Genomic DNA, 14,031 nt, shown 5'->3' with positions numbered 1-14,031 from the left:
AATTATTAATAGAATGTTACGTTTTAAGAAACGAATCGTTTATTTAACTGGATAGATTAAAAGGGGGAAGTGAGTTGGATGTGAAGTTTGTTGAATTGTATGATGCTTATTTTGATGACATTTATAGGTATGTGTATGTGAAGACGAGTAATAAATGGGATACGGAAGATGTGGTTAGTGATGTGTTTCGGAAGGCGTTTGAGAAGTTTTCTGTGTTGGAAGGGCATCCGAATGATAAGGCTTGGCTGTTTACCATCGCGAGGAATACGGTCATTGATTACTATCGGAAAAACAAGAGTTTGTTAATGGGAGATGAATTCGAACAGTATTTGAGTCCGCTTCAATTTGAAGATCCGTTTGATGGTACAACGGAGAAGGAATGTTTACAGAAAAGTTTAAGGCATTTATCAGACGAAGATTTAGAAATTACGGAGTTACGGTATTTTGCAGATTTGAAATTTAAAGATATGGCGGTCATTTTGAAAAAAGAGGAAGGGTCTCTTCGTGTGAAGTCCAATCGTATTACGAAAAAGTTAGGTGTTTTAGTAAAAAAGTGTTTGGGGGGATTATGATGGAGAATGAAAAAATAACGAAGTCACTTTATGAGTTAAGAAATGAGATTGAAGTTGACACTGATTTAAAAAAACAATTGCGTAAAACATTTGTAAAGAAAAGTAGGACGAGGAAATGGAAGAATGCTTGGATTCCTTTACTTGCGGCAGCTATCTTGTTTTCAGCTTTTTTATTGCCGAATGAACAAATGCCTCATGTGAAAGCAAGTTCGTTAAAGATTACGAATGCAATTTCGTTTCTCGATATCGGGAGTGGGGAGATAACCGCCTATACGTATCATGACGGACGTTTGTATCTTTCATTAAAGGGCAGAGGTATTTTTGTTTATGAGAATGAATTGAAGCAAGTTTCAAATGATGCTGTGGATAGTTTTAGCCGTTCCTCTAAGGAGGAAAAGCTACTTTTTACGCATAATGGAGATGTGTTTTTGTTTGATGTAAAAACTACGAAGACGGAAAAAGTGCTAGATGGAACTTCAGATGCTAGTTATGTTTATCCAGAATGGAAGGATCGGAACCATATCTATTTAACAAAAGTAACGGATAAGGAAAAAGAAATTGTAGAAGTGAATGTGCAAACAAAGGAAGAGACCTTCATTTTAAGTGGAGAAATGTCCTCTTTTGTAGAGAAGGAACAAAAACTTGTCTTCGAGCGCCATGGAGAAATTATGATCTACAACGTAAAGAGTGGAAAAGAAACCATTGTGGATCACGGTAAGAACCCATCTGTTACAAACGATGGCAATTATATTTCGTATGTGAAAGAGCGTTCTGGGTTTGAAGATGTATGGATTTCGGATATGGATTTGGAAACAAAAAACAAGGTCACGACAAATCCACCTCCACGCTTTGAGCCTTCGGGTGAAGGGATGTATCGTTATCAATTTCCTATTTGGGGTAATGATGAACGTACATTGTATGTTATGAAGAAGAAAAACGATGGTGAAAACGGACCTGCTAAGATTATGAAAATAGAATTGAGTGAACAATCGAGTACAGAGATTGAAACGGTGAACAATTATTTACAAGCTTTGATGGTACGGGATGATGACTTTGCAAAAAGCTTACTAAAAAACCCTCCGGAATTTTTAACGTATTCGAATCCTAAACAAATTGGTTTTCAAATACTGGAGACGACAAAAAATGAACAGTCTACTTCCATAAAAGCTGAAGTCTATTGGACAGACACATCTCTTGCTTATTACAAAGCTTCCACCTATAACTTTACCCTTATGAAAGAAAATGGGCGATATATGATTGAAACAGTGAAAGAGCTATCTACCGCAGAACTTTTGACAAATGAACAGAACGAGATTGAATTGGTGAAGGATGGCAAGGGGGAGGTACTTTTTTCTTTACAAGACATTCCTCAATCTTTTATTCAAACTGAGAATATTCGTTTCAGTTCCTTGCTCCATACACATGATGAAAAAAACGTTATTTTTAGTTTGCAGGGAATGGATGAAACGAGTGAAGTTACCTTATTTTCTTTCAATCGTGAAACCAAAGCCTTCAACTTGTTAGCTACACTTGAAGGAGGCATTATGTATAAAGTTGCACTGGATGCTACTGGACGCTATTTTTATGCAGACTATACGACAGACGCTGGTGATTGGAAAATGTTAATCTTTAATTTAGAAAAAGGAAAGCAAACGGACTTTACCAACGTTCGCCCCAAGTTCTGGAAGGGAGACAAACTCATCCTAGAGGAAGTAGCGGAAACACATTCTATGTACTATCAGTATGATCCACATACGGGAAGTAAAATAAATTACTAATTAACTCAACTTTCGCAGAGCGAAAGTGAAGTTATTAGCATTTAATAGTGGAGTTGAAAAGGGACTTCCCGCTTACCCGGAAGTCCCTTTCATTATATTTTTGTTACCCTGTTGTAAGATTACCCGAAGTTCCCGCCTGCAATTTATACATTTGTGCATACTGTCCGCCAAGCCCAAGCAGCTCATCATGCGAGCCGCTTTCAACAATTTCTCCGCGGTCTAACACTAAAATACGATCCGCATTTTTAATCGTCGATAGCCTATGGGCGATGATGAATGTCGTCCGCCCCTTTTTCAGTACATCCATCGCATGTTGAATAATTTCTTCTGTCTCCGTATCGATGTTAGATGTGGCTTCATCCAAAATCAAAATCGCTGGATCAAATGCCAACGCCCGTGCAAATGAAATCAACTGCCGCTGCCCCGAAGATAGCGTACTCCCTTTCTCCACGACCGGCTCATCGATGCCACCTGGCAAATGCTTCAACACCCGTTCTCCGCCAACCGCATCCAACGAATGTTGCACTTTTTCACGTGTAATACGCGCATCGCCTAAGCTAATATTCGACTCCACTGTACCGCTAAACAAATACGGATCCTGCAAAACAATCCCCATATGATCGCGAACTGTCTGACGTGGCATATCCACAATATTCATGCCATCAATCGAGATGGTCCCTTTCGATGCATCATAGAAGCGGAACAGCAAGTTCATAATCGAACTTTTCCCAGACCCCGTATGACCAACCAGCGCCACAGTCTCCCCTTGTTTCGCTTCAAATGACAGATCTTTCAACACATACTCTTCTTCCTTATAAGCAAACCAAACCTTTTCAAAACGGACATTCCCGCGGTACCGATCGATTTTATCATCGCTCACCGGTTCCCCTTCTCTGTCCAACAATTTGAAGACACGCTCAGCTGCTACAAGCGAATGCTCAAGTCGTGCAAACTGATTGACGATACCCGTCACGGGGTTAAACAGTCGTGTAATGTAATCGACAAATGCGTACAGCATCCCGACTGAAATCACACTTTCCGTCGTTAGTGATGCCCCGCCAAAATACCAAATGAAGAATACAAAAGCCAGCGACCGGATAATATCGACCAGATTATGTGACGTTGCCGCCTCCACTTTCAACAACTTATTTTGATATTGATAATGTTCATCGTTCAGCTCGCGGAATTCCTCTTCCATTTGCTTTTCACGGCGGAACGCCTGAATAATCGTCATCCCATTAATAGATTCATTAATCATCGCATTCATATCACTGACTTTACCTCGGATGATATGGTTCACCTTGGATGCAAATTTCCTGTACATCTTCATCCAAATATACAAAATCGGCAGGACGAACAGCGTAATCGCACCCATCTTAGGATCCAAGTAGAACAAGGCGATAAAGATCCCTGTAATGTACATGCCACTGATGGCGAATTGCGAAACGACCGTTACGTACAAATTACGAATCGCTTCCGTATCATTGGTAATCCTGGCAACGACTTTCCCCGCCGGTAAATTATCAAAATAACGGATTGGCAACGTCTGAATATGTTCGTACAAATCATTACGCATTTTTTGAATAATACGGTTCGCTGCTTGTTGCAGCAATAAATACTGAAAATATCTAAAAACAGCGGTGACGACTGCAAGACCAAAAAATACAGCAAGTAGTTTGGCAATCGGTTCAAAATCGATGCCGCCACCCACAGCACCCGCAATATGGTCATCAATAATCCGCTTCGCAATCATCGGACCCATCAGATCCGCGCCTACCGCGATTCCCAGTAAAAGCAAGCCTGTGATCAATAATTTTTTATACTCAAGTGCATAGTGAAATAAACGTTTACCAGTACTCAATTTATTCAACCTCCCCAATCTGCTGGCGGTCGAATTGCTCTTTGTACCAGCCGTTCATTCCTAACAGCGCTTCATGTGTTCCTTCTTCAATCACTCGACCATCGTCAAGGACGATAATCCAGTTGGCGTGCTGAATAGCCGACAACCTGTGCGTCGTAATAATTGTTGTTTTACCGGAGCGTTCTGCCTGGATATTTTCAATGATTTTCGCTTCCGTTTTCGCATCTACAGCTGAAAGCGAGTCATCCAAAATAAGAATCTCTGGATTTTTCACAAGTGCACGCGCAATCGAAATCCGTTGTTTTTGGCCACCAGACAATGCAACACCTTTTTCACCAACAAGCGTATCCAGTCCGTTTGGCAACATTTCTAGGTCTTTTTCAAAATAGGACAGGCGAATCGTTTCCGCAATCTCTGCTTCCGATGCATTCGGTCGTCCGAACAAGATATTTTCTTTCACCGACCGCGAAAACAACACATGGTCTTGTGGAACATAACCAATCCAATCCCTGACCTGATCCTTCGTCATCGACTGTAGGGGTATCCCTGAAAAGGCAATTTCCCCTTCTCCGGCCGGATATTCACGCAGTAGCTGTTTGACGAATGTTGTTTTCCCACTCCCCGTCTTGCCGACGATACCAAGTGTATCGCCACGATCCAAATGGAGTTTAATCGCATCTAGGTTAACCGAATGAGACATCGGATAGGTAAAGACCACATCTCGGAAGCCAACACTTTCTGGTTGCTTCACATGTATCGGCTGTTCCGGGTCTTTGACATCTTCCTCATAGTCAAGCGTCTCTGTCACCCGATCTAGCGATGCATTTCCTCGTTGCATAACATTGATCAATTCACCAATCGCAAACATTGGCCACACTATCATTCCTAGATAGACGTTAAATGTCACGAGATTTCCAAGTGTCATATCCCCTATCGACACAAGATATGCCCCGTACCCAAGCCCAATCATATACGTCAATCCTGTAAGCACCTTTGAAATCGGCATGAACAGTGCATCAATTTTTTCGACATGCATATTTTTTTGGAAAACATCTTCCGTCATATCCGCAAACACTTTCTCAGTTGCACGTTCTTGGACATAGGCACGCACGACGCGAACGCCAGCGACAGCTTCCAGAACATTGTCATTCAAATCACCAAACACTTGTTGAGCCGTCATATATCTTTCATGAATCTTCTTCCCCAAAACTTGCATGATGAACGCCAAAATAGGTAGCGGTATGATCGCCACTAGCGTCAATTTCCAAGACACGAGGAATCCCATCGTCAAGATTAGCGTCAGCAAGTACAGCGTTGAATCGACAAGCGTCATGATTCCGAATCCTGCTGTTTCCGAAATGGCACGCAAGTCATTTGTGGAACGCGCCATTAAATCGCCCGTCTTATTTTTTTCATAGAACGTTGGCGTCATTTTCAAGAAATGGCGCATCAGCCTTCCACGAAGTTGCCTTTCAATCACATAGGCACCACCAAATAGCTGGTATTGCCAAACAAAGTTACACGCATAGTTAACAGCCATAATTAGCAACATCGAACCGAGCAAGACGACTAATAACTTTGTCGTCAAAGTCTGCAAGTAAATCGAGTCAATCGCCTCACCGATTAGCCACGGCGGAATGACGACCAACACATTCGTAATCATCAATAAGATAAGCGCGACTGTATATCTCTTTCTATTTTCCTTAAAAAACCACTTTAGTTTAAATAAAACCGAAAACATAAACCCATCTACCTTCTTCCCTTTTCTCTACTAACTATCCGCTTTCAAGAGATTCCTTTTTCAATAGTTTCCTTTGCTGTTTCATGATTAACATCACCAACACTCCTTTTCTTTTTTTATTTATGTGACACGCAAAGCGTGAAAACACCAAAATATGGTATTTAATAAAAACAAAAAAAGCACACGCCTTTTGACATAAGCGTGTGCTTAACAAAAAGGAACGGTCATCCGTTCCATTCCATATATATTCAACATCAAAATTGAATAGAAGTCGGACGGGACGGATGTATCATGAAGTTTTGTTGAGTGATGAATAGCTTTTTCATATTCCGTACCTCCCTTTCTATTTCGAGTATCTAACTATTACAGGTTACCATTTCCATTTTGCCGATGTCAATACATTCTGAGTATATTTTTAATTCCAGTCCAACCTACGATGAAATCTTATGTTTTTTCAACTTTAATAAGAAATTAGACTCAACTATTTGTTTTTTTCTTGTAAATAAATTATCATTGTCTTAACTAACTATTTTATCACTACAGGAGGTGTACACTTTGTTCTCCCCCTCATTTGGGTTTGGAACAGAGTCATTATTTGGAGATTGCCATACGATTGACAGCATTTGCTGTCTTGATCGCCCTCACCGCATTTTTTGTTGCGAGTGAATTTGCTATTGTGAAAGTAAGAAAAACACGGATTGACCAGCTTGTTGCGGAAGGGAATCGACGAGCACCCAATGCGAAAAAAGTAATCAGCAATTTGGACGAATACTTATCCGCTTGTCAATTAGGGATTACGATTACTGCTCTCGGACTCGGGATGCTTGGAGAACCAACTGTTAAATTGATGTTGAAACCAATTTTCGCTTATTACGATTTAACACCTAGTCTTTCCAGTATACTTTCATTCATCATCGCGTTCACGTTCGTAACATTTTTGCATGTTGTTGTAGGTGAATTGGCTCCTAAAACAATTGCGATTCAAAAAGCGGAAGAGATTACATTATCATTTTCAAAACCGCTGATTTTGTTCTATCGCATCATGTATCCAATTATTAAAGGTATGAATGGTTCTGCTCGCTTAATCTGTCGTTTTCTTGGTTTCAAGTCGATTTCGGAATCGGAAGTTGCTCATACGGAAGAAGAGCTTCGGATGATTTTATCAGATAGTTTAAAAAGCGGAGAAATCAACCAATCTGAATATAAGTATGTAAATAAGATTTTTGAATTTGACGACCGAATTGCCAAAGAAATCATGGCCCCTCGGACGGAGATGATGTCTATTGAAAAAGACATGACATTACGCGATGTGTTCGATGTCATCGGCGTCGAACAATACACACGCTACCCTGTCACAGATGGTGATAAAGACCACATCATCGGGCTCGTCAATATGAAGAATCTTTTGACAGCATTTATTAAGAATCCCGAAAATGAACATCAATCTGTTATTGAATATATGCAGCCGATTATCCACGTCATCGAGACAATACCCATCGGCGATCTACTGCTAAAAATTCAAAGGGAACGGATTCATATGGCCATCCTGATGGATGAGTATGGTGGAACTTCGGGACTTGTAACAATCGAAGATATTTTGGAAGAAATCGTCGGCGACATTCGGGATGAATTTGATACGGATGAAGTGCCTGAAATTCAAAAAATAGGCGAAAATCATTATATCTTTGATGCTAAGATGCTAATCGAAAATGTGAATGATATTCTTGACATTGATATCGACGAAGATGATATCGATACCATTGGCGGTTGGTTTATGACCCAACGCTTCGATGCCATTCAAGGTGAAAAGATTATCGAACAAGGCTATGAGTTTGTGGTGAAAGATGTAGATGGTCACCATATTCTATACTTGGAAGTTTTCAAATACGTAGAGGAAGAAGTCGGCAGCCCTACGGAATTGTCGATGGAATCCTAACATGGAACAACTCTCTTAATAGAGAGTTGTTCTTTTTATTTGGTGAATAAGTTAAAAAATGTATTGACACACCATTCTAACTTTGTTATTGTTAATTCAACTTATTCAGAAAGCAGGTGAAGTTTTATGGCCTATATCATTGTACCTAAAATTGTAAATTTGATCGGACCCATACTTTCACCTGCCATACTTCTATAAAAGTATGCTTATTCTGTTATGCGCGTGAAAGCCGTGGTGTCCGATCAGGACTCACGGTTTTTTTATTATCTAGCTTCGGGCGCCAGACGCCTTGCACTTTACTAGTACGCACATAACAGGAGGAATACAAATTGACGAATTTAAATAACTATGGTTGGAATACATCCCATGAAGCAAACTGGGAAGAACTGAACAACAACGAAAAAATGAAGAAATGCACACCAGGGCGTGTCACACTTGAACATAAACATATGTATCGGGTAATTACTGCTGATGGTGAATGGTTATCTGTCTGTTCGGGTGCCATGCAACATGATGCACAGGAACGGCGCGACTTCCCCGCTGTTGGAGACTGGGTCGCAGTGGAAAAAATGCCTGGAGAAGAGCGTGGCATTATCCATGCGATTTTACCGAGAACCTCCCTCTTTTCAAGAAAGGCGGCAGGCACAACAATCGTCGAACAGATCATCGCGGTAAACGTCGATGTCGTCTTCCTCGTCATGTCGATGAACAAGGATTTCAACGCCAGACGACTCGAACGGTATCTTGTCGCCGCCTATGATTCAGGTGCCAATCCTGTTGTCGTCCTGACTAAAAAAGACGTTTGCGAAGATCCTTCGTATTATATAGAAGAAGCCAGCAATATTGCATTGGGTACCGATGTGTTTACAGTTAGTAATGTCACCGGTGAAGGCATCGATGAACTGACTGCGCTATTGAAAGACGGCAAAACGGCGGCCTTGTTAGGTTCTTCTGGTGTCGGAAAATCATCACTTACCAATGCGATTTGCGGTGTTGAAACGATGGTCGTGCAAGATATTCGCGAAGATGACGCGAAAGGACGACATACAACGACCCACCGAGAACTTGTTAAAATTCCAACTGGCGGCGTCCTCATTGATACACCCGGCATGCGGGAATTCCAGCTGTGGGAGAACAATGACAGCCTCGATTCGGGTTTTAAAGATATCGAAGCATTTGCCGATGCGTGTAAGTTCAATGATTGTCAACATAACAACGAACCAGGGTGCGCCATACAAGAGGCCCTTGCAACAGGTGCTTTAGCCGAAGACCGCTATGCAAGCTACTTAAAGCTTCAAAAAGAATTGGCTTTCCTTGAGCGGAAAATGGACCGCGCCGCCCAATCTGCTGAGCGCAACAAGTGGAAAAACATCACGAAAAGTATGCGGAAGCATCCATCGAAGAAGAAATAATATAAATTGAATGTACCATTCCATAGGGGGCTGTTCTTTCTAAAAGAACACCCCCCTTTATTTTTATCACCGTCATGAACGAGTTTATCACCACCACACCGCTACAAAAAAAGAACAGCCATGTACATGGCTGCTCTCCTAAATCAATTACGCCTCGGCGTAATTGCGTCCAGATTTTTTTCGAGCTTGCTCGAAAAGCTCCTTTGAAAATCTGCGACATCCGCCGGAGGCCTAACTTGGATCAGCAGGGGTTTGAACTTCCCCTGATTTGAAATGCAATACTGCATTCACCCCACCACTTATAGAAGTACAGGACTTCTGCTGAATCAAGTTAATCTTTCTTATACTCAATACGATACACGTCATGGCGGCGGTCTTTTAGTTGCTTGACGGTTCCATCTTGGCGTTGACGGCGTAAAATTTCAAGGTCAACATCACCAATCAGTACCATTTCCAAGTTGGCGTTCGTCTCGCCTACAATGCCATCCCGCGCGAATTCGAAATCAGATGGCGCGAATATGGCTGATTGTGCATACTGGATATCCATGTTCTCCGTTTGCGGCAAATTGCCTACTGTGCCGGAAATAACAGTGTAAATCTGATTTTCCACTGCACGGGCTTGTGCACAATAACGGACTCGTAAATAACCTTGCCGATCTTCTGTACAAAATGGTGTGAAAATAATATTGGCGCCCATATCTGTCGCAATACGTGCCAATTCAGGGAACTCAATGTCATAGCAAATCTGAATCGCAATTTTCCCACAGTCCGTATCAAATACACGCACTGCATCTCCAGCACTAATCCCCCACCATTTACGTTCATTCGGCGTAATGTGAATCTTATATTGCTTCTCAATGGAACCATCACGACGAAACAGATAGGAAATATTATAGATTTCTTCATTCTCTTCCTCAACAAAATGGGAGCCACCGATAATATTGACGTTATAGCGAACTGCAAGATTCGTAAACAGTTCGATATATTGTGGCGTGTACTCCGTCATTCTGCGCACTGCCTGACTTGGTGATCGTTCATCTAAAAAGGACATGAGCTGCGTTGTAAAAATTTCTGGAAACACGACGAAGTCCGAATTGGCATCTGATGCGACATCCACGAAGTATTCGCATTGGTGGGCCATTTCTTCAAAAGACGAAATCTTACGCATCAAATATTGCACGACACAAATCCGTACAGGATAACTCGTCTTGAAGTGACGCTTTGTCAGTGGCTTATAATCTACGTTATTCCATTCCATCAGTGTTGCATATTTCTTCGACGCCTTATCGTCAGGTAAATAATTCGGATTGACACGCATTAGCGTAAAATCATTCATCAGCTGAAAAGTAAGGACGGGGTCATAAATTTTATGGCGTGATACGGAATCTACATATTCACGTGGTGACATTTCCGCAGCATATTTATGGTAGTTAGGGATTCTCCCGCCTAGAATAATGGACTTTAAGTTCATTTCCCTGGCGAGTTCTTTACGAGCTTCATACAGGCGCTGACCGACCTTCATTCGCCGATAGCCAGGGTGCACCATCACTTCGATGCCGTACATATTATAGCCGTCTGGATTGTGGTTCGTAATATAACCTTCATCCGTGACATCATCCCATGTATGGCGATTGTCGTACTCATCAAAGTTGATAATAAGGCTGGAACAGGAACCGATAATCTCGCCATCGAGTTCCGCAATGAGTTGACCTTCTGGAAAGATTGCCAAATGACTTTTTAGATGACTTTCTTCCCACGGATCCATCCCGGGGAAACAAAGTTCCTGCATTGCCAACAACCTCTTGATATCATTCGATTCCATCTGACGAATCACCATACTTATTTCAAACGACGACAAATCAAATTCTTCACTCATGCCAAACACCTCTTTCAAACCTGTTTCTTTTTATTATAGCGTACAAGTCCTGTGAATCAATTTCGGAACAGTGTAAATTTAGATTTGGCGATTCTGTAAAAACAAGTTAATAATATTTTACTTGCTTTAAACAACCCCCTATAATCATATATAGAGTTAACCATTTAGGAGTTGATGTTATGCACAAACGGTTGGAAAATAGCCTAATTTTCATTTGGACTGTATCGTTGGTTGCAACGCTCGGTTCATTATACTTTTCGGAAGTACGTGGCTATGAACCGTGCACACTTTGTTGGTACCAACGAATTTTGATGTACCCAATTGTCCTTATTTCGGGTGTCGCCTTATTTCAAAAAAATGCACGAATTGCTTTGACAACGGCTGTTTTTGCTGTCATCGGCGGAAGCATTTCTCTTTATCATTATGGCATCCAAAAGCTAAGTTTTTTAAGCGATAGTGCCCCATCCTGTGGGAATGTGTCTTGCACTGGGCAATACATCAACTATCTGGGATTCATCACCATCCCATTTTTAGCTCTTGTCGCATTTGTACTGATCTTCATCACAAGTATTCTTATCTTGAAATGGCAAAAGGAGTCGAAATAACTTGAAAAAACTATTGATCATTGGCGGAAGCATTATCGTCGTATTTGCCCTAATCGTCTTCTTGTCGAATAAATCGAATGAAGCGAAACTAAAAGAGAACCCGTATGGCACTGACAAACTTGCACAACCAACAATTGATTTAATTGGCGATGAAAACTATGACAGTATCGTCCTACCAGAAACACTTTCTAAAAAAATCAAATCTGGTAAACCTGTAACAGCGTATTATTTCCACCCTGAATGCCATTACTGTATGGCAATGACACCTGTCATGATGCCAATTGCAAAAGAGATGGGTGTAGATGTCCTACAATACAATATGTTAGAATTCCCTCATCCTGCTGACATCCAATCATGGCCAATGCTTGTCTATTACGAGGATGGAGAGGAAGTTGCACGTTTAGCTGGTCAACAGCCTGAAGAAAATATCCGAGCATTTTTCACAGAATTTGAAGGTAAATAATGAAAAACGTGCTGGAAGGAATGAGTTAAATGACGTTATTTCATTATCAAACGCAACAAAACGGTTTAACGGTTGAACAGTTACTCAAGGATCAATGGCAAGGCGGTAAAAAGACCGTTCACTTGATGCGAATGGCGAAGAGTGTGCTCGATTCAACTGGCACTCCAATAGATGATTGGCGTGCGCCTCTTGCCGAAGGAACAGAATTGGTCTTCACATTTCCTGATGCCATCTCCACGTATATATCGGATGAAAAAGGTGAACTAAACGTCCTTTTCGAAGATGAACATCTTTTGGCAGCTGTCAAACCAGCCGGGATTGCAACCCATCCCGATGGACCAACTGACACTGGCACACTGATGAATCGGGTCATGGCCTATGTCCGTAAAAATGGCGGTAACTATGCCGAGCATATCCATCGTCTGGATAAAGGAACTTCAGGTGTTGTTCTCATCGCCAAGCATCCCATTGCGAAGTCACTCTTCGACCGGATGATTGAACAGAACAACCTCACAAGAAAATATGTGGCCGAGGTAGATGGCTACTTGAAAAGACCTAGAGGATCCATTAAACTTCCGATTGGTCGGGATCGTCATCATCCAGCAAAACGACTGGTTTCCATGTCTGGACAAGCTGCTGTTACTCACTTCCGGGTCATTGAACGCAAAGATGATACAACCATTGTGGAAGCGGAGCTAGAAACAGGGCGAACACATCAAATTCGTGTTCACTTTTCCCATCTTGGCAATCCTGTTAAAGGGGATACATTATACGAGGGTAGCGAAACGGCAGACGGGCACTACCTATTAACCGCCACTACGTTAAGCTTCATCCACCCGTTTACAGAACAACAGACAACTATCGAATTGAAATGACTATAAAAATGCCATGGAACTTTTGTCTCCATGGCATTTTTTATTTTGATGACTGAGGGCTACTATTTAGTAGTTTTATCCCTCAATTAGAGCATGATATTCCATTAACTCCCCATCTATGTCGACTAGGATTACATAAAACTTGTCACCAGTTTCGTATTCTTCATCTATAGAAAATACTTCTGTCCCCTTTGGTAATTTACTGGCGTAAAAGTTTCGATACCATAAGGTGTTTTTAGACTTCTTTTTAATTTCTCCAATTTTCCCACCTTTAATATATCCGTTCTCAGATTCGCCATATGAATTAGCCGTTCTCGAGAAAATGATTTCATCTATCTGTATCATATCAGCATCACTATTTCCTTTTATAATCTCTTTCGCGGTAGGATTCCCACGAGAACCACATCCTGTTAAAAACAAAATAGTTATCAACACCATAATCAACTTAATCTGTTTAATGATAGTCCCCCCAAAGATATAATTATAGCTGCTTAGTTTTTTCTTTCCTTATTTCGAAAGTGTTACTCCCCCTACTAGGCATTAGATAATTAGAAACATGATCTTTGCTAAAAGTAAGTTAAGAACACATAGTACTAAGTACAAGCGTGCCCGAAATTGCATCTTCGGGCACTTATAACTATATTGAGAGCCCTCTATCTTTCCTTTCCAAACAACAGTATTTTTCACTTGAACATTGTAGGACCGAGAAAGACGGATAATCACAACAGAGTGACCGAAAAGGAGAGAGGCTAGAAATGACGAAGTCATTTCTAGCCTCTCTTGCCCCTCGGTAAAGCTGCCGTGATTAATTCGCCGAAAGCGGGCCGGAAATAATCCAGTGAAAATGAAGGTTTTCAAGCCCTTCCCACCCGTATATTAAGCAAATAAATGGTTAATATACAGCCATGCTAT

11 protein-coding genes are annotated in these 14,031 nt (G+C 41.3%); 7 read left to right on the top strand and 4 right to left on the bottom strand.

Going from position 1 to position 14,031, the window contains the following annotated elements; genetic code table 11:
• Positions 1–80 precede the first annotated feature (80 nt).
• Together ACIQ0H_RS14070 and ACIQ0H_RS14065 are read left to right on the top strand one after the other, a co-directional pair.
• Complete coding sequence (locus ACIQ0H_RS14070; protein ID WP_403416517.1) at positions 81–572, top strand: RNA polymerase sigma factor; 492 nt, start codon at positions 81–83, stop codon at positions 570–572.
• Entirely contained in the window at positions 572–2,350 is a 1,779-nt protein-coding gene (locus ACIQ0H_RS14065; RefSeq protein WP_403415825.1) for a hypothetical protein, read from the top strand. Before ACIQ0H_RS14070 ends, ACIQ0H_RS14065 begins: the two co-directional genes overlap by 1 nt.
• Positions 2,351–2,453: 103 nt before the next feature.
• Here ACIQ0H_RS14065 and ACIQ0H_RS14060 read toward each other — a convergent pair whose 3' ends face one another.
• Both ACIQ0H_RS14060 and ACIQ0H_RS14055 read right to left on the bottom strand, forming a co-directional pair.
• Entirely contained in the window at positions 2,454–4,211 is a 1,758-nt protein-coding gene (locus ACIQ0H_RS14060) for an ABC transporter ATP-binding protein (RefSeq protein WP_403415823.1), read from the bottom strand.
• Between the two features lies 1 nt (position 4,212).
• Positions 4,213–5,952 (bottom strand): ABC transporter ATP-binding protein, encoded by a 1,740-nt coding sequence (locus ACIQ0H_RS14055; RefSeq protein ID WP_403415820.1) that lies wholly within the window; start codon positions 5,950–5,952, stop codon positions 4,213–4,215.
• Between the two features lie 595 nt (positions 5,953–6,547).
• On the opposite strand from ACIQ0H_RS14055, the gene ACIQ0H_RS14050 reads away from it, so the two are divergent.
• Positions 6,548–7,888 carry a hemolysin family protein gene (locus tag ACIQ0H_RS14050; protein WP_403416515.1) on the top strand — a complete coding sequence of 447 codons (1,341 nt, stop codon included), beginning with the start codon at positions 6,548–6,550 and terminating at the stop codon, positions 7,886–7,888.
• A 329-nt stretch (positions 7,889–8,217) separates the two neighbouring features.
• Positions 8,218–9,300 (top strand): ribosome small subunit-dependent GTPase A, encoded by a 1,083-nt coding sequence (gene rsgA, locus ACIQ0H_RS14045; protein ID WP_403415817.1) that lies wholly within the window; start codon positions 8,218–8,220, stop codon positions 9,298–9,300.
• Between the two features lie 331 nt (positions 9,301–9,631).
• Here the strand turns inward: rsgA and ACIQ0H_RS14040 are convergent, their stop codons facing one another.
• Positions 9,632–11,176, bottom strand: a complete 1,545-nt coding sequence (locus ACIQ0H_RS14040) for a GNAT family N-acetyltransferase (RefSeq protein WP_403415815.1) — start codon at positions 11,174–11,176, stop codon at positions 9,632–9,634.
• A 179-nt stretch (positions 11,177–11,355) separates the two neighbouring features.
• Here ACIQ0H_RS14040 and ACIQ0H_RS14035 point away from each other — a divergent pair, with 179 nt between their 5' ends.
• The 3 genes from ACIQ0H_RS14035 to ACIQ0H_RS14025 are packed head-to-tail and all read left to right on the top strand — an operon-like array spanning position 11,356 to position 13,119.
• Positions 11,356–11,781 (top strand): disulfide oxidoreductase, encoded by a 426-nt coding sequence (locus ACIQ0H_RS14035; protein ID WP_403415813.1) that lies wholly within the window; start codon positions 11,356–11,358, stop codon positions 11,779–11,781.
• Between the two features lies 1 nt (position 11,782).
• Positions 11,783–12,244 carry a thioredoxin family protein gene (locus tag ACIQ0H_RS14030; RefSeq protein WP_403415810.1) on the top strand — a complete coding sequence of 154 codons (462 nt, stop codon included), beginning with the start codon at positions 11,783–11,785 and terminating at the stop codon, positions 12,242–12,244.
• 29 nt (positions 12,245–12,273) lie between these two features.
• Positions 12,274–13,119, top strand: coding sequence for an RluA family pseudouridine synthase (locus ACIQ0H_RS14025; protein ID WP_403415807.1), 846 nt, complete (start codon positions 12,274–12,276; stop codon positions 13,117–13,119).
• Between the two features lie 75 nt (positions 13,120–13,194).
• On the opposite strand, the gene ACIQ0H_RS14020 is transcribed toward ACIQ0H_RS14025, so the two are convergent.
• Positions 13,195–13,557 carry a hypothetical protein gene (locus tag ACIQ0H_RS14020; RefSeq protein WP_403415804.1) on the bottom strand — a complete coding sequence of 121 codons (363 nt, stop codon included), beginning with the start codon at positions 13,555–13,557 and terminating at the stop codon, positions 13,195–13,197.
• Between the last annotated feature and the right edge of the window lie 474 nt (positions 13,558–14,031).

Origin of the sequence: Sporosarcina sp. NPDC096371 (assembly GCF_044762865.1) — a bacterium.
In the GTDB taxonomy this organism is placed as follows: Bacteria; Bacillota; Bacilli; order Bacillales_A; family Planococcaceae; genus Sporosarcina.
Note: the sequence above shows the minus strand (reverse complement) of the source record. Positions and strands in the feature narration are given on the sequence as shown.